This window comes from Ruegeria sp. B10 (genome assembly GCF_056539825.1).
In genome coordinates, this window is sequence record NZ_JBQFVP010000022.1 from 38,088 (window position 1) to 59,683 (window position 21,596).

Annotated in this window: 24 protein-coding genes; 20 read left to right on the forward strand and 4 right to left on the reverse strand. The window is 56.5% G+C overall.

Annotated elements, in window-relative coordinates:
- Positions 1 to 108: 108 nt before the first annotated feature.
- Positions 109 to 783: a GntR family transcriptional regulator gene (locus tag ACR0J4_RS22185; protein ID WP_170644265.1), complete on the reverse strand. Its 675-nt coding sequence runs from the start codon at positions 781 to 783 to the stop codon at positions 109 to 111.
- A 124-nt stretch (positions 784 to 907) separates the two neighbouring features.
- On the opposite strand from ACR0J4_RS22185, the gene ACR0J4_RS22190 reads away from it, so the two are divergent.
- The 11 genes from ACR0J4_RS22190 to ACR0J4_RS22240 all read left to right on the forward strand — a co-directional run bounded on the left by ACR0J4_RS22190 (position 908) and on the right by ACR0J4_RS22240 (position 9,545).
- On the forward strand, positions 908 to 1,414 hold the full coding sequence (locus tag ACR0J4_RS22190; protein WP_170644263.1) for a TRAP transporter small permease: 507 nt from the start codon (positions 908 to 910) through the stop codon (positions 1,412 to 1,414).
- Positions 1,415 to 1,417: 3 nt separating this feature from the next.
- Positions 1,418 to 2,704: a TRAP transporter large permease gene (locus tag ACR0J4_RS22195; RefSeq protein WP_170644261.1), complete on the forward strand. Its 1,287-nt coding sequence runs from the start codon at positions 1,418 to 1,420 to the stop codon at positions 2,702 to 2,704.
- A gap of 19 nt (positions 2,705 to 2,723) precedes the next feature.
- Complete coding sequence (locus ACR0J4_RS22200; RefSeq protein WP_480668827.1) at positions 2,724 to 3,734, forward strand: DctP family TRAP transporter solute-binding subunit; 1,011 nt, start codon at positions 2,724 to 2,726, stop codon at positions 3,732 to 3,734.
- A gap of 21 nt (positions 3,735 to 3,755) precedes the next feature.
- The gene (locus ACR0J4_RS22205; RefSeq protein WP_170644259.1) at positions 3,756 to 4,724 is read left to right on the forward strand and encodes a C-terminal binding protein; all 969 of its coding nucleotides are present in this window, start codon (positions 3,756 to 3,758) and stop codon (positions 4,722 to 4,724) included.
- Positions 4,718 to 5,029 (forward strand): beta/alpha barrel domain-containing protein, encoded by a 312-nt coding sequence (locus ACR0J4_RS22210; RefSeq protein WP_170644257.1) that lies wholly within the window; start codon positions 4,718 to 4,720, stop codon positions 5,027 to 5,029. The genes ACR0J4_RS22205 and ACR0J4_RS22210 overlap by 7 nt, the downstream gene beginning before the upstream one ends.
- Positions 5,026 to 5,676, forward strand: a complete 651-nt coding sequence (locus ACR0J4_RS22215) for an RraA family protein (RefSeq protein WP_170644255.1) — start codon at positions 5,026 to 5,028, stop codon at positions 5,674 to 5,676. Before ACR0J4_RS22210 ends, ACR0J4_RS22215 begins: the two co-directional genes overlap by 4 nt.
- Before the next feature lie 70 nt (positions 5,677 to 5,746).
- Positions 5,747 to 6,937, forward strand: coding sequence for an L-dopachrome tautomerase-related protein (locus tag ACR0J4_RS22220; protein WP_170644253.1), 1,191 nt, complete (start codon positions 5,747 to 5,749; stop codon positions 6,935 to 6,937).
- A gap of 63 nt (positions 6,938 to 7,000) precedes the next feature.
- Positions 7,001 to 7,918: a sugar kinase gene (locus ACR0J4_RS22225; protein WP_170556299.1), complete on the forward strand. Its 918-nt coding sequence runs from the start codon at positions 7,001 to 7,003 to the stop codon at positions 7,916 to 7,918.
- A 3-nt stretch (positions 7,919 to 7,921) separates the two neighbouring features.
- Complete coding sequence (locus ACR0J4_RS22230; RefSeq protein WP_170644251.1) at positions 7,922 to 8,626, forward strand: SDR family oxidoreductase; 705 nt, start codon at positions 7,922 to 7,924, stop codon at positions 8,624 to 8,626.
- A 12-nt stretch (positions 8,627 to 8,638) separates the two neighbouring features.
- Positions 8,639 to 9,166 carry a 2,4'-dihydroxyacetophenone dioxygenase family protein gene (locus ACR0J4_RS22235; RefSeq protein ID WP_170644249.1) on the forward strand — a complete coding sequence of 176 codons (528 nt, stop codon included), beginning with the start codon at positions 8,639 to 8,641 and terminating at the stop codon, positions 9,164 to 9,166.
- A complete protein-coding gene (locus ACR0J4_RS22240; protein ID WP_170644247.1) occupies positions 9,144 to 9,545 on the forward strand; it encodes a methylglyoxal synthase in 402 nt (133 codons plus the stop codon). The genes ACR0J4_RS22235 and ACR0J4_RS22240 overlap by 23 nt, the downstream gene beginning before the upstream one ends.
- 191 nt (positions 9,546 to 9,736) lie before the next feature.
- Here ACR0J4_RS22240 and ACR0J4_RS22245 read toward each other — a convergent pair whose 3' ends face one another.
- Entirely contained in the window at positions 9,737 to 10,684 is a 948-nt protein-coding gene (locus tag ACR0J4_RS22245) for a LysR family transcriptional regulator (RefSeq protein ID WP_170644245.1), read from the reverse strand.
- A 236-nt stretch (positions 10,685 to 10,920) separates the two neighbouring features.
- Here ACR0J4_RS22245 and ACR0J4_RS22250 point away from each other — a divergent pair, with 236 nt between their 5' ends.
- The gene (locus tag ACR0J4_RS22250) at positions 10,921 to 11,661 is read left to right on the forward strand and encodes an SDR family oxidoreductase (protein WP_170556295.1); all 741 of its coding nucleotides are present in this window, start codon (positions 10,921 to 10,923) and stop codon (positions 11,659 to 11,661) included.
- 490 nt (positions 11,662 to 12,151) lie between these two features.
- On the opposite strand, the gene ACR0J4_RS22255 is transcribed toward ACR0J4_RS22250, so the two are convergent.
- On the reverse strand, positions 12,152 to 12,370 hold the full coding sequence (locus tag ACR0J4_RS22255) for a hypothetical protein (protein ID WP_170474859.1): 219 nt from the start codon (positions 12,368 to 12,370) through the stop codon (positions 12,152 to 12,154).
- Positions 12,371 to 12,581: 211 nt separating this feature from the next.
- Between ACR0J4_RS22255 and ACR0J4_RS22260 the strand changes: the two genes are divergently transcribed.
- From ACR0J4_RS22260 to ACR0J4_RS22270, 3 genes are read left to right on the forward strand one after another with little or no spacing between them, the layout of a single operon-like run.
- The gene (locus tag ACR0J4_RS22260; RefSeq protein WP_170380680.1) at positions 12,582 to 13,082 is read left to right on the forward strand and encodes a Dps family protein; all 501 of its coding nucleotides are present in this window, start codon (positions 12,582 to 12,584) and stop codon (positions 13,080 to 13,082) included.
- Between the two features lie 18 nt (positions 13,083 to 13,100).
- Complete coding sequence (locus ACR0J4_RS22265; protein WP_170644243.1) at positions 13,101 to 13,418, forward strand: sll1863 family stress response protein; 318 nt, start codon at positions 13,101 to 13,103, stop codon at positions 13,416 to 13,418.
- Positions 13,419 to 13,461: 43 nt separating this feature from the next.
- Entirely contained in the window at positions 13,462 to 14,724 is a 1,263-nt protein-coding gene (locus ACR0J4_RS22270; protein ID WP_170644241.1) for a DUF2254 domain-containing protein, read from the forward strand.
- A 502-nt stretch (positions 14,725 to 15,226) separates the two neighbouring features.
- Here ACR0J4_RS22270 and ACR0J4_RS22275 read toward each other — a convergent pair.
- On the reverse strand, positions 15,227 to 15,829 hold the full coding sequence (locus tag ACR0J4_RS22275; protein WP_170556292.1) for an XRE family transcriptional regulator: 603 nt from the start codon (positions 15,827 to 15,829) through the stop codon (positions 15,227 to 15,229).
- Positions 15,830 to 15,961: 132 nt separating this feature from the next.
- Here ACR0J4_RS22275 and glyA point away from each other — a divergent pair, with 132 nt between their 5' ends.
- The 5 genes from glyA to ACR0J4_RS22300 all read left to right on the forward strand — a co-directional run bounded on the left by glyA (position 15,962) and on the right by ACR0J4_RS22300 (position 21,482).
- The gene (gene glyA, locus ACR0J4_RS22280) at positions 15,962 to 17,230 is read left to right on the forward strand and encodes a serine hydroxymethyltransferase (RefSeq protein WP_170644239.1); all 1,269 of its coding nucleotides are present in this window, start codon (positions 15,962 to 15,964) and stop codon (positions 17,228 to 17,230) included.
- Positions 17,231 to 17,241: 11 nt separating this feature from the next.
- Positions 17,242 to 18,624, forward strand: a complete 1,383-nt coding sequence (gene lpdA, locus ACR0J4_RS22285) for a dihydrolipoyl dehydrogenase (RefSeq protein ID WP_170644236.1) — start codon at positions 17,242 to 17,244, stop codon at positions 18,622 to 18,624.
- Between the two features lie 14 nt (positions 18,625 to 18,638).
- Positions 18,639 to 19,583 carry a lipoyl synthase gene (gene lipA / locus ACR0J4_RS22290; RefSeq protein WP_170747440.1) on the forward strand — a complete coding sequence of 315 codons (945 nt, stop codon included), beginning with the start codon at positions 18,639 to 18,641 and terminating at the stop codon, positions 19,581 to 19,583.
- Positions 19,584 to 19,607: 24 nt separating this feature from the next.
- Positions 19,608 to 20,981: an alanine/glycine:cation symporter family protein gene (locus ACR0J4_RS22295; RefSeq protein ID WP_170644232.1), complete on the forward strand. Its 1,374-nt coding sequence runs from the start codon at positions 19,608 to 19,610 to the stop codon at positions 20,979 to 20,981.
- A 78-nt stretch (positions 20,982 to 21,059) separates the two neighbouring features.
- Complete coding sequence (locus tag ACR0J4_RS22300) at positions 21,060 to 21,482, forward strand: universal stress protein (RefSeq protein ID WP_170644230.1); 423 nt, start codon at positions 21,060 to 21,062, stop codon at positions 21,480 to 21,482.
- Positions 21,483 to 21,596 lie beyond the last annotated feature (114 nt).

Here is a 21,596-nt window from a genome sequence, read left to right on the forward strand (position 1 = left end):
GATCAGATTGCGCCGTGCTCTAGAACGAAAACCAACTGGCCAAATGGACCCGGCATCGCCGAGGTTCTCGCGTTGTTGGGCATCCCCGGTTAGACGATTCATCGCACGCTATCCTGAACCTGTTCCGTCGGGCTGCGTCGCATCGCTCCAATAAGATCCTTCCTTCCTGTCTATATGGAGTTTCAGCACATCCAAGGCTTGTGGAACGTCTCCATCCCGAACGAACTGAAGCAACTCAATGTGCTCCCGATGGGATTTAGCCATGTGATCAGGGTGATGCCCCAACCGGCTGCGCAAAGCCGCCATTTTCAGTGCAATCGTTTGATAGGCGTCGTTCAGAAACCGATTGTCCGCACAGTCGAAAAGGCATTGGTGAAATAGAGTGTCTTGATAAAGATATTCTGCATCATCCGCGTCCTCACGGGCCGCTGTCATCCGATCAACGCATTGATCAAGCGCGGCATGAAGCGCCTCTGGGTTCGTCTGCATGGCCGAGGTCAAAGCGGTTGTTTCAAGGCACACACGTGCATCGCAAAGTTTTGCGAGTTCCTCGGGCTCCAGATTGAACACGAATGAGCCTCTTTGCGGTTCAACGACCAACAGCCCTTCCATCTCAAGCCGGTTGATTGCCTCGCGCACAGGGGTACGGCTGACCTCAAGATTCTTGGCGATTCGAGCTTCAGACAGTTGCTCACCCAGTTCGAACTCGCCTTTGATAATCCGCTCGCGCAGGTTTTCGGTCACCAATTCCGTCAATGATTTCGGTCTGTTGAATAGGCTCATGTCGCTCTCCTCAGTGCAACATTAGCAGGCCTGCGTCTGGCATACAATGTGGTAGTGTTGACAGATTAGCATACAGTATGCCAGTTATGATTCTCACGAGGAGACGGCATTGGGAGGGGCGTCTTTGCAAACTCTGGAAACATGGATTGTTGCGTTGAACCGGGCGCTGGTGGCTCTGGCGCTGGCTACGGTCTTTGCAATCGTCTTCGCCAATGTGGTGGGGCGATACGGGTTCGGTACGTCCCTGGCCTGGGTTGAAGAGGTCGCCAGACACCTGATGATCTTCGGCGCTTTTTGCGGTGCCGGTCTTGCGTTGCGCGAGGGGCGGTTGGTCGCGATCACCACAATTCCGGATTTGCTGCCCGAAGCTCTGGCCCGCCTGCTGCGCTGGAGCATTGTCTTCGTCATGTTCGCCTTCATGGCGACGATGCTGTGGCTGGGCGTCAAATTCGTTGAATTCGGCTGGAACAAGGAAACCATGTCCACCGGCATTTCGCGCGGCATTCCCTATCTCGCCATCCCGATCGGGTGCACTTTTTTCCTGATTCAGTTGGCCTTTTTTGCAAAACGTTTCGTAAGCCGAGAGTTTGAACACGGCCCCAGCGCCAAGCGCGATGAGGCGGAGGTCTAAGCCGTGGCAAAAACCCTGATCATCCTGTTCTTCGCGACGCTGTTTCTGGGTGTTCCCGTTGCCTTCACGATGGGGATCGCCGGCCTGTCCGCGATTTTTATCGACGGTTCTTTAAACCCACTGGTCGCAACCCAACGCATGTTCGCCGGGATCGACAGTTTCCCGCTGATGGCGGTGCCGTTCTTTATTCTCGCGTCTGAGCTGATGACGGCCTGCGGGCTAACAAACGCATTGCTGCGCTTTGCCAACGCTCTGGTTGGACATGTGCGTGGTGGGTTAGGGCATGTGAACATCCTTGTGTCGATGCTGTTTGCGGGGATCAGCGGCTCTGCTCTGGCGGATGCTGCAGGGCCTTCTGCCATCGTCATGCGGATGATGCGTGAGGCCGGGTATGAGAAGAACTACGCCGGTGCCCTGTCCGCTGCGACGGCCACTATCGGCCCGATCATCCCGCCGTCCATTCTGGCTGTAATTTTTGCGATTTCGACCAATGGAGTTACAGTCGCCGGACTGTTTTTGGCTGGAATTGTGCCTGGGGTTATGCTGGGCGTTGCGCTGGCCATCGCGAACCATATCGTGTCCACTCGTAACGGCTACCGCGGGCGTGAACATCGCGCCACCATGGTTGAGTTGCGCAGTGCAACCCTGGCGGCCATTCCGGCCCTGATCATGCCAGCAATCATTCTGGGCGGTATCCTTTTCGGTGTGTTCACACCCACCGAGGCGGGCGCGGTGGCCTCAGCCTACGCTCTGTTCCTTGGTTTCATCCTGCGCGCCTTCACGGTCCGCGCTCTGTACGCCGCTTTTGTGCGGGCTGCGGTGGTGACGTCCTCGGTCTTCCTGATCGTGGCGATGGCGTCGATCTTTGCCTGGCTACTGACTTACCTGCAAATTCCACAGGAATTGGCCAAGCTGATCACCCAGATCACCGACAACCGTCTGGGCATTCTGTTCATTCTGGCGGCTTTTGCCCTGATCTGCGGCTTCTTTATCGACACGCTGCCAGCGCTGATCATCCTGACTCCGATCCTAGGTCCCATTGCCTATTCCGCGGGGATCGACCCGCTGCAATTCGGGATGATGTTAGTGCTGAACCTGACTATCGGGATGATCACCCCTCCGGTTGGTCCGGTGCTGTTCGTGATCGCCACGGTCGGACAATTGAAAATCGAACGCCTGTCAAAAGCGGTTCTGCCGCTGCTGCTGGCTGAACTCGTAGTGCTTCTTCTGGTCATTCTTGTGCCAGGCGTCAGCACCTTCATCCCCAACTTCTTTGGATTTGCGAACTGACATGAAAGGGAGGAACCTCATGAAAACCATGTCGAAACTGATGACGGCAACAGCTGTTGTTGCAATGACCGCCGCCAGTGCGGCCTCGGCTAAAGAGCTGAAATACGCACATTTTCAAGCCGCTGACCTGAGCTCGCCCAAACACGCCGCAGCGTTGGCGTTTGAAGCCTGCGTCGAGGGCAAGACCTCGGGTTCGATCGACGTTCAGATCTTCCCAGCATCGCAACTGGGTGGCGGGTCCGAGATTATGGAAGGGCTGCAGCTGGGCACCGTTCAGATGGCAGCGATTCATGACGGCCCGATCTCGGCTGTCTACAAACCCTTCTCGGTTCTCGCGATGCCTTATCTGTTCGACGATCAGGCGATGGCCTGGGCGGTGATGGACAGTGAATTCGGTGACGCGCTGGCCGACGACATGCGGGCCAAAACCGGCATCCGCAGCTTTGGCGTGGCCGACAACGGGGTGCGCAATTTCACCAACAACGTGAAACCCGTGGCCGAACCTGCCGATATGGAAGGCCTGAAAATGCGCGTAATGACCGCGCCGGTTTGGGTAACTTTGGTCGAAAGCCTCGGCGCATCGGCAACACCCGTTCCGTGGCCGGAACTTCCCGGTGCACTGCAGCAGGGCGTTGTGGACGGTCAGGAAAACGGCGTGACGAATATCGTCAACGCGTCGCTCTACCAGCACCAAAAATACGTCTCGCTCGATGGCCATGTGTTCAGCTGGCACGCCTATCTGATGTCGGACATGTTCTTCGAAAGCCTGACGGATGACGAGAAGAAAGCCGTCGAGCAATGCGTCGAGATCTCGAAAACGATCCACCGTGGCATGACCGCCGCGCAGGACGCGAATGCGACCGCGATCCTGTCGGAGAAAGGCATGGAAGTGGTCCCCGTCAGTCCCGAGCAAAAGGCCCTGTTCCGCGAAGCCGCGCAGCCTGCCGTGCGCGAATACATCGTGGGAGAGATCGGCGAGGAGTGGCCCGATCGCCTCGACGCCGCCGTCGAAGCCTACAAGGCCCAATAACCCATGCCGAGGGACCGTCACATGACCCACCAAACCATCGCAATTCTTGAACCCGGCTATGCCGCCTATGACACCGAGGCTTCGGTGTTGGCCGAGCAGGATGTTCAGATCGCGCCGGTCGGGCCGGAAACGGAGGCGGTCGCGGCCCTGCAGGCACTGGATCCGGTTGCCATCCTTGTGCGGGAACGCATTGTGGATGCGGCTGTGATCGATGCCTGCCCGAACCTGAAAGTCGTCGTCCGCTATGGGGTGGGCGTCGACAATATCGACCTGGATTACGCGCAATCGCGCGGCATCTATGTTGCGAATGTACCAGACTATGGTGCGGAAACCGAAGTCAGCGAACATGCGCTGGCACTTTATCTGGCCGTGCAGCGGCGTATTCCGTCCCGAGATGCAGAAGTGCGGCAGGGTCAATGGGGAGTAGGGCAGGCGGCGTTGATCCCCAGCCGCGAAAACGCCACCCTTGGCCTGATTGGCTGCGGAAAGATCGGCCTGCAAGCTGCACGGAAGTTCCGGGCCATGGGGTTCGCTTCGGTTCTGGTTTTCGACCCCTACCTTAGCGACGACGCAGCCCAAGCGGCGGACGTGCAAAAGGTGGATTTGATCGACCTCTGCAAAGCGTCCGACGTCATCAGTCTGCATGCTCCTCTCACGCCCGAAACGCGGCATATTCTGAACGCCGAGCGTATCGCGCAAATGAAGCCAACCTCGATCGTGATCAACGTTTCGCGCGGCGGTTTGGTGGACGAAGCGGCATTGGCTCAGGCCCTGCACCAAGGCCGCATTTTCGGGGCAGGGATCGACGTGTTCGAACAGGAACCGGTCGATCCAGCCAACCCCCTTTTGCACAGCCCCAACACCATCGTGTCGGACCATGCTGCCTGGTACTCTGAACGCTCGGTTGCGGTGCTGCAGCGATGCGCTGCGCGTGAAGTCGCGAGAGTTCTTGGGGACGAACAACCCGATCACTGGGTGAACAAATGGTAGATTTCGTCACCACTTTGCGATCGGCGCAAATTGTCCCGGTGATCCGCTATAGCGACCCCGAAATCGCTTTGACGACCGTCAAATCCTTATTCTCCAATCTCGCCCTGATGCCGACTGGCGGCGTGTCTCCTGACACTGCGCAAACCTATCTGAACGCCGGTGCGCTTTGCGTCGGCATGTGTGGAAATCTGCTGCCCGCCCAGGCGCTCGAGGCCGGTCACATCGACTTGGCTCGCGCACAAATCAACGCGTCTCTCACAGCCGCATCTTTTCAATCTTCCCAACGTAAGAGGATACTCTCATGAACACCCAAGAACTCGTTGCCGGGTTTCGCGACGTGGCCACCGCATCGGTCGCTGATGCTGTGGACAAGGTGTCCGGCAAGACCGGATTTCTGCCCGCCGCGATCAAACCGCGCATCAATGAAAAGAAGATCGTTGGCCCGGCCGTAACAATTCTGGAAGGACCAACTGACGAATTCCTGCCGCCGCAACACGCGCTGGACGCCATCGATGAATCCGAGGCCGGTTCGGTCATCGTGATCTCGACCAATGGCACCACCGATGTGGCGCTGTGGGGTGGTCTGATGACCGCCGGAGCTGTTGCCAACAAACACGAAGGTGCCGTTCTGGACGGTGGTGTGCGTGATCTGGTCGAGATCAAGCGCGACTATGACTTCCCGGTCTATTCCCGCTGCGTTAACCCAGGCACCACTCTGGGCCGCGTTCGTACGCTGGCTTCGAACGTAGAAGTCGACATGGGCGGTGTGATTGTACACCCCGGCGACATCATCGTGGCAGATATCGACGGTGCGGTTGTGGTCCCCCGTGAACACGCCGAAGCGATCTTGGACATGGCACGCGAGATTGATGAGCGCGAAGCCGAACAGGCACGTCTGATCATCGAAAGCGGCTCGCTTCGCGAAGGTCTGGCAAAATACGGCCGCATCTAAACCAACAAAACGTCCCGCAGGTTGCTCGCAACAACCTGCGGGACACCAGACCTCAGCAAGGGAGGAATACATGCTGAAACGAATGCTCAACACGGTGGCCCTTACCGCCGTTCTGGCTACCCCGGCGCTCGCGAACGAGCCCGAGGTGGTCGCGGAATGGAACACTCTGCCCTATGCCGTCAAGGACGAGGCGACAAAATCCGCTTGGGAAGGGAGCGAGATTTACGGCAAAGCGTTGGTTCAGGGTGCCAAAGTTGATAGTCAGGGCAACATCTATGTTTCGACCGCGCGTTGGGGTGGGGCCGAGATACCCTCAACCGTTTCCAAGCTGGTCAAAAACGGAGGCACTTGGGAACTTGAGGCGTTTCCGTCTGAAGAAATGAACAGCATGTCGAACCCCGATGGCCTGAAAGCCGTTCTGGGTTTTGAGATCGACCGCAATGACGTGATGTGGATCCTGGATCAGGGCCACGTGGCAGGCCCTCCGTTCAAGGATGGCGACGCGAAGCTGGTTCTGTGGGATCTGAAAGAGAACAAGGAAATTCAGCGTTATGTCTTCACGGCGCAAGAAGCGGATCGTCAGTGTTCTTTCCTGAACGATCTGGCTGTCGATAACGACACCGGCTTTGCTTATATTGCCGATAGTGGCATCTTCTGTGACCCGCTGCATGGTGGCTTGATTGTCTATGACAGCAACACCAATTCGGCGCGCCGCATTCTGGACCAGCACCGGTTCACCAATGATGAGCCGAATTTCGTCTTCAACATTGACGACCGTCCAGTGCTGAAAAATGGCGGCATGCGCACCGGTGCCGATGGTATCGCGCTGTCTGGCGACAAAGAAACACTCTACTGGACCAACTTGACGGGCAATCACCTCTATAGCCTTCCGACCGAAGTGTTGCGAGACTTCGAGGCCAACGAGACGGTGATTGAAAACGCTGTAGAAATCGCGGCTGTCCTGCCTTCCAACACCGACGGGATGACGGCTGACAATGCGGGCAACATCTACATGACCGCGCTGTCGCTGGACGGGATCATGAAGTTCGATGAATCCACCCGTCAGGTCAGCCGTTTCGTCCACCACCCGGAAATGAACTGGCCGGATACGCTGGCCTGGGGTCCGGATGGCGAGATGTATGTGGTCTCGAACCACCTGCATATCTGGGTCGATGGCGATATGAACTTTGAAGACCCCGAAATCCCGAATTTCCGTATCTGGAAGATTCCGGGTGTCGGCCAAAGCTATACGACCGAATAACCCTCCCAACCTCCTTGGTCAGCCCCCCTTGGGCTGACCCTTTTTTGCAAAGATGAGATGACCATGACCCCCGATATTTTGTGCCTTGGCGAGCCGATGCTGGAGTTCAACCAGCAGCCTGACGGGAACTACCTGCCGGGACATGGCGGTGACACCTCAAACTGCGCAATCGCCGCCGCGCGACAGGGTGCGTCCGTCGGCTATGTGACGCATATCGGCGCCGATACGTTCGGCAATTCCTTCATGGACCTTTGGAAGGCCGAGGGGATCGACACCTCGACCGTGCGTCAGGTCGCGGATGCTCATACCGGGGTCTATTTTGTGACGCATGGCGCGAACGGGCATGAGTTCAGTTACTTCCGCGCAGGCTCGGCCAGTAGCCGGATGGAGCCAGATGATCTGCCAATGGCGGCGTTGAAATCGGCGAAGATATTGCACGTTTCGGGGATCAGTCAGGCGATTTCGGATGTTGCCGCCGATACCGTGTTTCGGGCCATTCAGATTGTAAAGGACGGCGGAGGCCTCGTGTCCTACGACACCAATCTGCGTCTGAAGCTCTGGCCGATCGAACGCGCCCGCGCTGTGACGCACGCTGCAATGTCGCAATGCGATATTGCCCTTCCTGGTCTGGATGACGCCGAGCAACTGACAGGCTTGTCCGACCCGGATGCCATCGCGGATTTCTACCTAAACCTCGGTGCAAAAATTGTCGCCCTGACGCTGGGGGCCGAAGGGACCCTGGTTGCGACACCAGACAAGCGCGAACGTGTCAAAGGCCGCCGGGTCGAAGCGGTGGATGCCACGGCCGCAGGCGACACATTTGACGGTGCTTTCCTGTCTCGTATTGTTGCGGGCGACGACCCATTTCAGGCCGCACGCTATGCCAACGCCGCTGCTGCGCTTTCGACCCAAGGGTACGGTGCGGTTGCCCCGATGCCTCGCAGCGACGCGGTCGAGGCGTTTCTTGCGGAAGGAGACTGATCCATGAAACACGCCGTTGTAATTGGCGGCACCCGCGGCATAGGCGCCGGTATCGCAGGGGAACTTCGCCGTAAGGGATGGCGCATCACCGTGACCGGTGTCGGAGCTGAAGAGGTTTCGGAATATGCTGCGCAGCACCCTGACGACGTCTGTGCGCAGTTGGATGTGCGGGATACTCAGGCCGTAGCCGCGTTCTTCGGTGGGATTAAGAAACTCGACGGGCTGGTCAATTGCGCAGGTATTCTGGCGCGCGGCGCGGAGTATGAGATCGACGTTTTTGAGACAGTGATCGACATCAATCTGACCGGTACCATGCGCTGCTGTCTGGCCGCGCAACCCTTTTTAGCCGCGTCAGGCGGGGCCATCGTGAACACGGCGTCGATGCTCAGTTACTTTGGTGGGCCACTTGTTCCTGCTTATTCTGCCAGTAAGGGCGGGGTGGCTCAGTTGACCAAGGCCTTGGCCGGGAAATGGGCTGAAGATGGCGTGCGCGTCAACGCAGTTGCGCCCGGATGGATCGAAACCGAAATGACTGAGGCCCTGCGGGCCGATCCGGCCCGCAACCAACCTATTCTGGGTCGGACGCCGCTGGACCGTTGGGGCAAACCATCCGAGGTTGGCGCACTGGCTGCTTGGCTACTATCGGATGAGGCTGCTTTTGTGACCGGCGCTGTCTATCCTGTGGACGGCGGCTATTCTGCAATGTGAGGAGGGCAACTGATGCCAGTACAAGGAAACGACGACGATCCCAGGATGCCTTATCAACTGCCCTTCCCCAAGGATGCGCAGGAAGAGATCATCATCCCTGAAGCCGTCGCCAAAGACGAGAGGGTCTGGGTGCCGCAAACCGAAAACGTCTCGTTCCGACCGCTCTGCTTGAACCGGTCCCAGGGGTACTGGATGAACCTGCTACGGGTGCGGAAATCCGGAGTTCTGTCGAGGCATCGGCATCCGCAGCCCGTTCATGGTTTTGTTCTGAAAGGCCGCTGGCATTATCTGGAACATGACTGGGTCGCGGAGGAAGGCGGCTATGTGTTCGAACCGCCGGGCGAAACCCACACTCTGATTGTACCCGATGATGTCGACGAAATGATCACCTATTTCCAGGTCAACGGCGTGATGCTTTATGTCGACCCATGGGGCAAAACCATGGGGTACGAGGACGTCTTCACTAAAATCGACATGTGCCGTAAACATTACGAGGAGGTTGGTTTAGGGGCGGACTATGTCGAGCAATTCATTAGGTAGACCGCTCAAACTGGCCTTGGTTGCCCATGACGCCAAGAAAGACCTCATGGTTGAATGGGCCCAGTCCCATGCTGACGTCCTAAGTCAGGCAGAGTTATTCGCCACCGGAACCACCGGTGGCCGCCTCAGGGCCGCCTTGCCTGAGCTTAACGTCACCGCGCTGCATAGCGGGCCACTAGGCGGCGACCAGCAACTTGGGGCGATGATCTGCGAAGGCCGGCTGGACGGTTTGTTCTTTTTTATCGACCCAATGTCGCCGATGCCGCACGACGTGGATGTCAAAGCCCTGAGCCGTCTAGTGATTGTTTATGATCTACCCTTCGCAAGCAGCCCAAGCACAGCGGATTTCGTTCTGAAAGGGCTGACCGGACCAAATTAGCTTTAAGGCTTTGGATGATGTTACGTTCAGTCCGACCCGTAAGGTCAGGATGTATTGATTTTCGTTGCGCTGCAGGATTCACGGCTTGGAATTCGGAGCGGTGGCATTAGCGGTTTTTTTTGACTGAACGACATGCAGATGGCGTAGCGTCCCTCTTTTTCTCCAGCGCTAGCGCGGCAAACTACAGTCATCTATTGGCTATGAACTCTGACCCCAGGAAACGCGTTTCCCAGATCGAGTTCCGTCGAACGGCTCATTTCAGTGAATGAGTCTACAACGAAGCGCCCCAAGGGTTCATGTGCTGTCTTCTGGGTCCAAACCATTTCGCTTTCCCATTTCGGCAAATCCAATGGCGTTGGAAAGACGTCACACCCAGCGCGCTGCGCAACCGGTGTCAACGACGTTGGCACCGTTGCAACCAAGTCGGATTGAGCGACGATATCGGGTAGCAGAGCAAATTGGGCGCAGGTCAAAACCACTTGCCGAGCTTTTCCAAGCTTCTTTAGTGCCTTATCTACAAAACCGATTTTGTCATTGTTCAGTGTCATCAATGCATGACGAGCCTCTAGGAACGACTCAAGTGTCAAACCATCTCGGGTCAAAGGGTGATCGCGGCGGGCGATACATACAAAACTGTCCGGCATAATCGTCCGTCGATGAAACCGCGCAGGAAGCTGACCAAATGTACCAATGGCCAACGTCACTGTTTCGGCATCCAATTGATCAATCAGATCCGTTTTGTTCATCGGTACGAAGATCAGGCTAAGATTTGGTGCGTGTTCTGCAAAGTAAGTGACCATCGCAGGCGCCAAACGAAGAATTGCTAAATCCGAAGCTGCAACGGTGATTTGGCCTTGGGCGTGTTTGGGATCAAACTCGGTTTGCTCCAGCATTTCGGAAACGATCGTCAGCGCGCCTTGCACTTTTGGCGCCAATTCTTCCGCACGGCTGGTTGGCACCATTCCGCCCGGCCCCCTTTGAAAGAGTGGATCTTCGAACCTGGCGCGAAGCCGGTTCAGCGCGTTGCTCATGGAGGGCTGAGCAAGACCTATAGACGCCCCAGCGCGGCCGACATGTCGTTCGCGGTACATCGCATCGAAGGCTTTGAGGAGATTGAGGTCGAGAGAATTGATATTCATATGGTGAATTTATTGCATTCTATTTATCCATTTCAACAACTTCATACTGCGCATTAAATATCCGATCAGAAGCAACAAACGCTCAGATTGCGGCGGGTCGAAAGCTCCAAGGGGCACAATGGTTGCCGGAGTATCTAACACCAGAGTTGGGCCTGGAAGAGTGATCCTCAACCAGCCAAACGACCCCAGAGCGGCGATCCGGTGCGAATGCCACTGATGGAACGAGGAGTTGAACTGTGACAAACGTTTTTGAAACCGCGCTAAAAGGCAAACATGTCGTCATTGTTGGCGGCGGTAGCGGTATGGGCAAAGCAACAGCTGAACTTGCAGCCAGTTTGGGCGCCAAGGTTACAATCTCAAGCCGCAACGAAGAGAAACTGACGGCCGTTGCGTCTGAAATCGAAGGCGACATTTCAGTCGCTTCCGTTGACACCACTGACGAAGCAGCTGTCAAAGCTTGGGCTGCCAGCCTTGCCAAGGTCGATCATCTCGTCATCTCGGCATCCAGTGCCGCGCACGGCGCGTTTGCCGAACTGCCGACTAACGACCTGCGTGGCATGATTGAGGCCAAATTCATTGGCCCCTACGTGACCGCTCGCGAGGTTCTACCGTATCTGGCCGACGGTGCATCAATCACGCTGTTTTCCGGTGTGCTTAGCCGCCGCCCATCGGCCGGCGCGACCGGTCTGGGTGCGGTGAACGCGGCGGTTGAGGCTTTGACCATGGGGCTCGCGCAAGAACTAGCGGGTAAGGCCCGCGTCAACTGCATCAGCCCCGGGATGGTTGCGACTGAAGCCTATGCAGGCATGCCAGAAGAGGCACGTGAAGGCATGTATGCACAGGTTGGTGGATCGCTCCCTGTTGGCCGCGTCGGCAGGGCCAGCGAAATCGCTCAAGCTGTCATCATGGCAATGACCAACGGTTTCCTGACAGGTTCTGTGCTGGATATCGATGGCGGGCATCTGATCAAAGCCTGACAGTCTTTGCGGGGGTGCTGGCTGCCCCCCCTCTTCCTGTTCGGCTCTTGCGGAGCTTCACATGTCAAGTTCCCCGTGTTTCGATACAATTGATTTGCGCGAGCCGGTCATCTCTACCAGAAAGCCCGCTACTATGGACGATCTTGCCGATCAGCTTGGGGCTGTTGACAATTCGTCCGGCGCACCCGGTGAACGCGGCACTTTTTGATACCTCCTAGGCTTGGATTGGATCTGCAGCAGCCCCCCCATGTTCAGTTGGCCGATCTACCCGAGCCGGGCTTTGACAAACTGGTCGTACGCGCCTTTCGGTATGGCGAGGCGTCATCACCATCTGAAAAAAGATGCGGTTGATAACGCGGCCAACTCTCAGATGTTGGGGCGCCTCAGACCCTTTCACCGATGAATAGATGCTGACGTATTGGATCGTTTGATCGCTCATGCCATGTTGGTCCACCACTGGCGTCACTGGATTGCCCTGCGGGTTTTCCTGTCACTCGTCCACAACACGAAACTCGCCGGAAGGCGCGTCAGTAGGTGGCTCTGCGAACTCGTTGGAAATCAGACCGCGGCGGATGAGTTCTCGAATGGCGGCCGCTCTGGAAGGTAATCTGTTCTCGAACCGCCAATCATCAATGGCTTTAAGCTCCTCGAGGTCGAGCATCAGTTGCAGTTTTTCCGTGCGCTTTGGTGGTCGATTTTGATCAGACACTGGTATGACCTCAGTAGCTTACGTCAGTTACTCCAAGCATGTATGGCATTGGGCCTGCGTGTCTACAGCAATGTTGGCAAGTTGGGCTGGATACCCAGGATCATGAAGCGCCGCATGATGTGTCGGATACCTATAATAAGCATATGATTTTATTTGAAAAATAATTTTTCGCTTTTAGGTTTTACCCCACAAGAAACGAAACGGAGTGAAAATGATACAGCAAGTATTGAAGTCTGAAGTTCAGGAAGAAACCAACGACACAGGCATCGACAAAAACGCATGGATCGCCAACGCGGTGACAGAAGTGCTGGCCGATACCATGGTTCTGATGGTGAAAACGCAAGGCACACATTGGAACGTCGTAGGCCCACTCTTCGTGCCGATCCATGAACTGACAGAGCGTCAGTATCGCGACCTGTTTGAAGCTGCGGATGATTTGGCCGAGCGTGTGCGCGCTCTGGGTCAGGTGGCCCCGATCTCGTTCACGGACATGGTTAGCCAAGCCAAGTTGACCGAAGAAGAAACAGTCAAAAACGCAGAGGGTATGATCAACCAGTTGGTTGCGGACCACGAAGCGATTGCCCGGAACCTGCGTGAGACTGCCGCGACCGCTGCCCGTTATGGCGATGGGGCTACAGAGGATTTGATGAACGCTAGGATGGCGAAGCATGAGGAAGCAGTCTGGATGCTCAAGGCAATTGTTGCGGCCTAATTGGCAGCTCCCATTGATATGAACCAAAGTTTGAGACGAAAGGAAAATTTGATGACACGCGTTGGGTACGAGAAAAAGGCGCAGCTGCAACTGGATAGCTGGAATGCTCAAATTGATGTTCTCGAAGCCAAGCTGAAGGTGGCCGAAGCGGCCGCCAAACTCGAGCTCGAGGAGCAGCTCAATAAGCTCTACAAGGCAAGGTCTGACGCAGAGGCTCAACTGAACAATTTGAAGTCGACCAGCGACGAGGCCTGGGAAGACGTCAAAGAGGGTTACGAGGCTGCATGGGGCGATATGCAGAGTGCTTTGAAAGAAGCGGCCGATCGGTTTGCGTAAAGCTAGGTTCGTTAAAAAGATCGTGTCGTGACTGGGGACCGGAATGCAAACACCTAGAGAATTAGTGAGGTACTTTCGTGGGTTCCTAACCATCCCTGCTGCCATAAGCCTCTCGGGGCTCTTGGTGGCTGGGATTGTCTTCAAGACGGAGCAAGCGCTCGTAAGTTGGGGTTGTTCCACTTCTGATTGGCTCAGTGTTTCCAATCACACTGCGAGCGATGTGCTTGGCGCTATCTCGGCTGCATCCATGTCCGCGTTGGTCATGGTCTATTCCATTGTTCTGCTGGTCTACACTTTGGCAGCAGGATCTATCGGGCCCAGGCTCTTGCAGCGCTTTGGCGAAGACAGGGTAAATCAGGTTGCAGTTGGCTCACTTGGAGCGACGTTTTTATACAGCTTGATAATTTTGTGGCTGATACGCGATGACACATCCTTTAATTTGGCTGTTGCGATAGGAATAATCTATTCGATCATCTCAGTTCTCTTGCTGTTGCTCTTCGTTCATACAGTATCGACGCGCGTTACAATTGATCAGGAGGCAGCGCGGATTTCTGAGGCCTTGGATCGCCAAGTCAGCACCGCAATCGAAAACAGCGCAGATACTCCATCTTCAAAGGCAGTCCCTGAAGAGGGAGACAAGCGCCAAGTCTTGGCTTCGGGCACTGGATATGTGAATTCGATCAATACCGAAGGTCTGGTGAGTGCGGCCAAGGAAGCCGGAGCAGTCGTCGTTTTTGATGTGCAGCCAGGAGACTTTATGGTTCCATCGGACACTTTGGCCTATGTTTATGGTGATAGTGACGAAAGCCTCGATCATCTGGTGCAAGCGGCAGCTCCGTTGATCCCCGCGCGATATCCTAACGGAGATATCCGCTTTTCTGTTCATCTTCTCGTTGAAATCGCACTTCGGGCTCTGTCGCCAGGTGTCAACGACACGTTCACCGCAATAGTCTGCATCGACCGTCTATCGGCGTCTCTGGCTCGAGCGTGGTCGTCAAAGCTCTGCACGGGCGTGTATCGGGATGACGCCGGAACCGTGCGGGTGGTTTACCCGTCGATCACGGCAGAGTCTTTGTTTCGCGACTCAATGCCGGCACTGAGACGCGCAGCCAGGGGCAATGGGCTCGTAACGGCCGCCCTTATTCGAGCTCAGGTGCGCATCGCGGAGGCAGCTCCGTTTGAAGATGTTCGTATGGTTGCAGATGAACTGGCCGCGGTCAGAGATGAAACACGAGAAAGCGATATGCTAAAGCGCGATATTGAAAAGTTTTGCGGCCAAGTCGAAACCGCACTTGAACGAATTTAGCTAGCTGTCCTGAACTCGAGTCAAAGTATCTCAGCCCTACGAAGACAGGTCACTTGGGTGCCAGTTATCCGTCCGAATAAAGCTTGGACCATAAAACGTGAACTTGTCACACTTCAGCGGGATAGTTCCAGGGCATCAGGCTGGCGATGTTTGCCTGTTTGTGACCGCTTGCAATAGCGATCAGCATTCGGGCGAGCTAGGCGGGGCGGTCCACGCCATTGAGTTTGTAGGTTTCGTTCATTGAGGCGAGGAATGCCCAATTTTGAACTCCGGTCTTGTGTCTAGCGAACAACGCGTTTGTCCTGATCAGGGCTATTAAACGGATTGTCCATTTGACGCTGTTGAAATCCAGTTTCAATCAATCATCGTGGAGGAAGACGATCAGTCCGTCCTAGTGCTTGGCAGTATGGCTCAGAGTCTCGCCGATGGGCAACTTAGCGGAGGCGCGGGTGCGTTGTTTATGCAGCAGCGACATATGAGTCCAACCGACTGTGCGCTCAGATCACTCTAGCGAAACCCACAAGACTTTTGCGTCCTCTTTGCTGGTTGAAATGCAGCCGTGACCCATTCCGCTATCGTAGTACAAGGAATCCCCGGCCTTCATGGTCAATGGGCGATAGTGTTCCGAAATAAAGGTTAGCTCACCGCTGATCACATACATAAATTCTTCACCCGAATGTCTGATCCAGTTCTCGAATTCAGACACATCACGGGCTTTGATCGTCGCGATATAAGGCAGCATTCGCTTGCTGGTGAGTTCAGAGCAGAGCAACTCGTGCAGATATGTCGGTGTGTCCTTCATCTCGCCCTGGCCTTTTGGAGTGTAATCGCGGCGGCCCGAAATACCGTTTTGGCCCGATTGCAGGAAAAGCTGTGGGGTGCTCATTTCCAGCGCTTGGGTCAGCCTGCGAACAATATCGAAGCTGGGTCGCGTCTGGTTGTTTTCGATCTTGGAAAGTGTTGAGCGACCGATTCCCGCCGCCCGTCCGGCTTCCTCCAACGTCCACCCTTTTGCACGGCGCGCATCCCGGATTGAGCGCCCCAAAGCAGCGCCTTCGTCCTGTTCTTCCGGCCCGACGGCGTCGTTCAGGCTGTCATCGACCATAGAAATCTCCCTGATTTTCCGCAGGTTACCGACTTCCCAATCCTTACACAACTTCACAAGTACGAGATATATGTTGCCTTGAGTACCCGAATTCCACTATAGGAAACAAAATTTCGTACTTGGGATTCGAGTATGGAGGAGGGAACCTTGTTTACAAAATCGCTCAAAGATTCAGATCCGGTTATTGCTGCTTCGATTGTACGTGAAGGCAAGCGCCAAGCAGAACAGATCGAGCTTATCGCGTCCGAGAATATCGTCTCACAGGCTGTGATCGACGCGCAGGGTTCTGTGCTCACTAACAAGTACGCTGAGGGCTATCCCGGTCGCCGCTACTACGGCGGTTGCGAATATGTGGATGAGGTTGAGGTTGAAGCGATCGAACGATTGAAGAGGTTGTTCGGCTGTGAGTTCGCCAACGTTCAGCCACACTCTGGCGCGCAGGCAAACGGAGCGGTGAAGCTTGCGCTGCTCAGCCCCGGTGACACGATCCTTGGCATGTCGCTTGATGCCGGTGGTCACCTGACGCACGGTGCCAAGCCTGCTCAGTCGGGCAAGTGGTTTCACCCGGTTCAGTACGGCCTGACGGACGAGGGGTTGATCGCCTATGATCAAGTCGAAGCGCTGGCCAGGTCTGAAAAGCCAAAGCTGATCATCGCGGGCGCATCGGCCTATTCGCAAAAGATCGATTTCGCTCGGTTCCGGGCGATCGCAGATGAGGTCGGTGCATGGCTGCTGGCTGATATGGCGCATATCGCGGGTCTAGTTGCGACCGGGCTACACCCCTCGCCAATTGGTCATGCGCATGTGGTCACCTCGACGACCCACAAAACCCTGCGCGGTCCGCGTGGCGGGATCATTCTGACGAATGAAGAGGCGTTGGCGAAGAAGATCAACTCCGCCGTGTTCCCCGGACTTCAGGGAGGTCCCTTGATGCATGTGATCGCGGGTAAGGCCGTCGCATTTGGCGAGGCGTTGAAGCCAGAGTTCAAGGAATACATGCAGCGTGTCGTCGACAGCGCCACCGCTTTGGCAAACGTCATGATGGCGCGTGGTTGTGATATCGTTTCGGGCGGCACAGAAAACCACCTTATGCTGGTCGACCTGCGGCCACTTGGTGTTACCGGCAAAGATGCAGAAGCTGCGCTCGAGCGTGCCGGGTTCACTTGCAACAAGAACAGCGTGCCGGGTGATCCGGAAAAACCGACGATCACGAGCGGTATCCGGCTGGGAACGGCCGCTGGATGTAGCCGCGGGTTTGGGCCTGAAGAGTTCACTCAGATCGGCCACTTGATCGGCGATGTTCTCGATGCGCTGCGTGAGTCCTCTGAAGGCGATGCACCCATCGAAGCCGAGACCCGCGCAAAAGTCCGCGCCCTCTGCACCAACTATCCAATCTACTGAAAGAACACCCAATGAGCATTTACGATCTCATCGTCATCGGGGGCGGCCCCGGCGGTTATGTTGCTGCGATCCGCGCGGCTCAACTGGGTATGAAAGTGGCTTGCGTGGAAGGGCGCGGGGCGCTGGGCGGAACCTGTCTGAATGTGGGGTGCATCCCCTCCAAAGCGTTGCTGACCTCCTCGGCCAAATATGCCGAGCTTGCACATCTCTCCTCCCATGGCATTGCGGTCGAGGGGGCCAGCATCGACGTGCCGTCAATGATGGGGCGCAAGGACAAGATCGTTGGCGATCTTACCAAGGGCATCGGTTTTCTATTCAAGAAGAACGGCGTTGAGCTGATCGAAGGCTGGGCCCGCATTCCGGCGGACGGGCAAGTGCAGGTTGGCGACGATATCTATGAGGCCAAGAATATCCTGATCGCCACGGGGTCTGAGCCGACGCCGCTGAACGGTATCGAGATCGATGAAAAGGATGTTCTCAGCTCAACCGGTGCCTTGGCGCTGGACACGGTGCCTGATCATCTGGTTGTCGTCGGGGCGGGGGTGATCGGGCTAGAGCTGGGTCAGGTTTGGGCACGTCTTGGGGCCAAGGTCACGGTGGTTGAGTATCTGGACCGCGTTCTGCCCGGTATTGACGGTGAGATTGCGAAACTGGCGCAGCGCGCGCTCAGCAAACGCGGCCTGAAGTTTCAGTTGGGGCGCGCGCTGAAAGCCATTGAAAAGTCTGAAACCGGATCGGCGCTTACTCTGGACCGGGTCGGCAAAGACAAGGAAGAGGTGATCGAAGCCGACAAGGTTCTGATCGCCGTCGGACGCCGACCCGTCACGCGCGGGTTGGGGCTGGAAGAACTGGGGATAGCTCTTGACCCGCGCGGCTTTGTTCAAGTTGACAATAGCTTCCGCACATCGGTTCCCGGCATCTATGCGATCGGGGACTGCGTCCCCGGACCGATGCTGGCCCATAAGGCCGAAGAAGACGGCGTTGCCTGCGTTGAGATGTTGGCGGGGCTGGGCGGCCATGTCGACTACAACACCGTGCCGGGTGTCGTTTACACCGACCCTGAGGTCGCCTCGGTCGGTGTGACTGAAGAGGCGCTGAAAGAAGCCGGTGCCGAATACGCGGTCGGCAAATTCGCGTTCACGGCCAACTCGCGCGCACGGTCGACAGGAGAAACCGACGGCGCGGTCAAGGTTTTGTCTGAACCGAACGGCAAAATCCTCGGCGCGCATATTTGCGGTGCGCATGGCGGTGATCTGATCGCGGAACTCGTTCTGGCGATGACCAAAGGTGCCACCGTCGCCGAGGTCGCCTCCACCTGTCATGCACATCCGGCTATGGGCGAGGCGGTCAAAGAAGCCTGCCTCGACGCCATGGGTCGTGCGATCCACGCGTAAGAAGGAGCCGCCAGATGACCATCCAGCTTCGCCCCCGCCACCCCGAAAGGGCCAAGAAGGCAGACAGTGTCATTCCCCGCAAGCCCAAGTGGATTCGCAAGAATAAGGGTGACAGCACCGAGTATTATGAAACCCGTCGCTTGATGCGAGAGCATAACCTGGCGACGGTTTGCGAAGAGGCCGCCTGTCCGAATATCGGCGAGTGCTGGTCGAAACGCCACGCCACCATGATGATCATGGGCGAGGTTTGCACGCGTGGTTGTTCCTTCTGCAACGTTTCCACTGGTCGGCCGGACGCATTGGATGTGTTCGAACCGGGCCGTGTTGCGGCCGCTGTAAAAAAGCTGGGGCTTCGTCATGTGGTGATCACATCGGTCGATCGTGATGATTTGGAAGACGGCGGTGCCGAACACATCGCGCAGACCATCCGAGCAGTGCGTCACCAAAACCCTGAAACTACCGTCGAAGTTCTAACTCCGGACTTCTTGGGAAAAGGGACTTCTGCAGATCTGGTATTTGAAGCAGCGCCGGACGTTTTCAACCACAATCTGGAAACTGTGCCGCATCTTTACCCTACGGTTCGTCCCGGTGCGCGGTACTATACGTCTTTGCGCCTGTTAGATGATGCCAAGCGCGCAAACCCTGAGATCTTCACCAAATCTGGCCTGATGGTCGGCCTTGGCGAAAGCCTCAGTGACGTCCGCCAAGTGATGGATGACCTGCGCGCCGCAAATGTCGATTTCCTGACAGTCGGGCAATACCTGCAACCGACCCCGAAACATCACCCGATCGACCGGTTCTGGTCACCGGAAGAGTTCGCCCAGCTGGAGCAGATCGCGCGCTCCAAGGGCTTTCTACACGTGTCGGCCACTCCGCTGACCCGTTCGTCTTTCCACGCGGACGAAGACTTTGCCGCCCTCAAGCAAGCTCGCCAACGAGCGATTGCTGCCGGGGCATAACCAGACGCACTAGGGAGGAATACCATGGAAGCGTTAAATTCAATCGTAGGGGCCATCAATGGCGTCGTGTGGGGGCCGCTGATGCTGGTTCTCATCCTTGGCGTCGGCTTCTTCCTGCAGGTCGGGCTCAAATTTATGCCGATCCTGCGCATTGGCACAGGCTTCAGCCTGTTGTTCAAAGGCCGGGAAGGTCAGGGCGAAGGGCAGATCAGCCCGTTCAACGCGCTAATGACCTCGCTGTCAGCAACCATCGGTACAGGCAACATCGCCGGTGTGGCCACTGCTGTCTTCCTGGGCGGTCCAGGCGCCTTGTTCTGGATGTGGATGACCGCCCTGGTGGGCATGGCCACCAAATACGCCGAAGCTGTCTGCGCAGTGAAATATCGTGAAAAAGACGAGTTGGGGAACTATGTCGGCGGCCCGATGTACTACATCAAGAATGGACTCGGCGCGAAATGGGCGTGGCTGGGTGTAGCATTTGCCCTGTTCGGCGCGATCGCTGCCTTCGGCATCGGCAACGGCGTACAGGCAAACGGTGTGGCACAGGTTCTTGAAGCGAATTTCGGGCTGAACACCTCGGTCACCGGCGTTGTTCTGATGGTTTTGACCGCAGCTGTAATCCTGGGCGGTATCACTCGCATCGGTGCGGTTGCCGGTAAACTGGTTCCGTTCATGGCTGTTGCTTACATCATCGCGGGCCTGCTGGTTCTGCTGATCAACATCGGCAACATCGGACATGCGCTGTCGCTGGTCTTCACCTACGCGTTCACTCCGTCGGCCGCAGAAGGTGGTTTCGCTGGCGCTGCCGTTTGGGCTGCCATCCGCTTTGGCGTGGCACGTGGTGTGTTCTCGAACGAAGCCGGTCTGGGTTCCGCTCCGATTGCGCACGCCGCAGCCGAGACCAAAGGTCCAGTAAACCAGGGCTTGATCGCGATGCTGGGTACGTTCATCGACACCATCATCGTCTGCTCGATCACCGGTCTGGCGATCATCGCGTCGGGCGCTTGGACATCGGGTGAATCCGGTGCGGCTCTGACCAGCCACGCGTTCGAATTGTCGCTGCCGGGCATCGGTGGATATCTGATCGCCATCGCTCTGTCGATCTTCGCCTTCACCACGATCCTCGGCTGGTCCTTCTATGGTGAAAAATGCGTCGAGTTCCTACTGGGTGTGAAATCCCTGATGCCGTACCGCGTCCTGTGGATCGTCATGATCTACTTCGGCGCAACCGCGGATCTGGGCTTCATCTGGCTGCTGGCAGACACGCTGAACGCCATGATGGCTATTCCGAACCTGATCGCCCTGGCCTTGTTGAGCCCGATCGTCTTCAAACTGACGAAAGAGTTCTTCGCTTCGGGCGGCAAATCCGAAGAGCCGGAGGCAAAACCTGCCGAATAAGTTCGGCCCGACCAAAACGGGGGGCCAACCCGGCCCCCCGCCTTTGAAACAGAATTCCATATCTCGAGGAGAGACGTGATGGCCACGAAAATCCTGCTGCCCATTGATCATACCGACGACCGTTCTTGGAAACTGGCTCTGCCGGTCGCTTTGGAACAGGCGAAATTCTACGGTGCCGAACTGCACGCAGTTGCCGTCATCCCCGAGATTATCCAACTTCCGAACCTGCCCGCGAACTATGGCGCCGGAGCAAAGGATCATGTCCGCAACGCGGTTCAGGCCATTCTGGACCACGGTGATGCCTCCGGTGTGGCGATCCATATCGAAGAAGGCAGCGTTTACCGTGAAATCCTGAAACTCGCCTACAAAGAGGGTTTTGATCTGATTGTCATGGCCTCCACCAAGGGCGATTTCCCGAACTATGAAATTGGCCCGAACCTCGCCCGAGTGGTTCGGAATGCGCACTGCACTGTGACGGTCGTTCGCGACCAATCCCGCTGATTGAAAGGTTAGAAAGATGACTTCACCGAATCGCACTCCACTTTACTCTCTTCATGTTGAGTTGGGTGGCAAGATGGTTGATTTTGCGGGCTGGGAGATGCCTGTTCAGTATCC

Bases quoted from the DNA above. Each gene is read 5' to 3' on its own strand.
- ACR0J4_RS22225 (WP_170556299.1), top strand. From the start codon at position 7,001: ATGACCCCCGATATTTTGTGCCTTGGCGAGCCGATGCTGGAGTTCAAC.
- ACR0J4_RS22220 (WP_170644253.1), top strand. From the start codon at position 5,747: ATGCTGAAACGAATGCTCAACACGGTGGCCCTTACCGCCGTTCTGGCT.
- ACR0J4_RS22245 (WP_170644245.1), bottom strand. From the start codon at position 10,684: ATGAATATCAATTCTCTCGACCTCAATCTCCTCAAAGCCTTCGATGCG.
- glyA (WP_170644239.1), top strand. From the start codon at position 15,962: ATGGAGGAGGGAACCTTGTTTACAAAATCGCTCAAAGATTCAGATCCG.
- ACR0J4_RS22200 (WP_480668827.1), top strand. From the start codon at position 2,724: ATGAAAACCATGTCGAAACTGATGACGGCAACAGCTGTTGTTGCAATG.
- ACR0J4_RS22295 (WP_170644232.1), top strand. From the start codon at position 19,608: ATGGAAGCGTTAAATTCAATCGTAGGGGCCATCAATGGCGTCGTGTGG.
- ACR0J4_RS22275 (WP_170556292.1), bottom strand. From the start codon at position 15,829: ATGGTCGATGACAGCCTGAACGACGCCGTCGGGCCGGAAGAACAGGAC.
- ACR0J4_RS22260 (WP_170380680.1), top strand. From the start codon at position 12,582: ATGATACAGCAAGTATTGAAGTCTGAAGTTCAGGAAGAAACCAACGAC.
- ACR0J4_RS22230 (WP_170644251.1), top strand. From the start codon at position 7,922: ATGAAACACGCCGTTGTAATTGGCGGCACCCGCGGCATAGGCGCCGGT.
- ACR0J4_RS22300 (WP_170644230.1), top strand. From the start codon at position 21,060: ATGGCCACGAAAATCCTGCTGCCCATTGATCATACCGACGACCGTTCT.
- ACR0J4_RS22185 (WP_170644265.1), bottom strand. From the start codon at position 783: ATGAGCCTATTCAACAGACCGAAATCATTGACGGAATTGGTGACCGAA.
- ACR0J4_RS22265 (WP_170644243.1), top strand. From the start codon at position 13,101: ATGAACCAAAGTTTGAGACGAAAGGAAAATTTGATGACACGCGTTGGG.
- ACR0J4_RS22240 (WP_170644247.1), top strand. From the start codon at position 9,144: ATGTCGAGCAATTCATTAGGTAGACCGCTCAAACTGGCCTTGGTTGCC.
- ACR0J4_RS22270 (WP_170644241.1), top strand. From the start codon at position 13,462: ATGCAAACACCTAGAGAATTAGTGAGGTACTTTCGTGGGTTCCTAACC.
- ACR0J4_RS22210 (WP_170644257.1), top strand. From the start codon at position 4,718: ATGGTAGATTTCGTCACCACTTTGCGATCGGCGCAAATTGTCCCGGTG.
- ACR0J4_RS22205 (WP_170644259.1), top strand. From the start codon at position 3,756: ATGACCCACCAAACCATCGCAATTCTTGAACCCGGCTATGCCGCCTAT.
- lpdA (WP_170644236.1), top strand. From the start codon at position 17,242: ATGAGCATTTACGATCTCATCGTCATCGGGGGCGGCCCCGGCGGTTAT.
- lipA (WP_170747440.1), top strand. From the start codon at position 18,639: ATGACCATCCAGCTTCGCCCCCGCCACCCCGAAAGGGCCAAGAAGGCA.
- ACR0J4_RS22215 (WP_170644255.1), top strand. From the start codon at position 5,026: ATGAACACCCAAGAACTCGTTGCCGGGTTTCGCGACGTGGCCACCGCA.
- ACR0J4_RS22235 (WP_170644249.1), top strand. From the start codon at position 8,639: ATGCCAGTACAAGGAAACGACGACGATCCCAGGATGCCTTATCAACTG.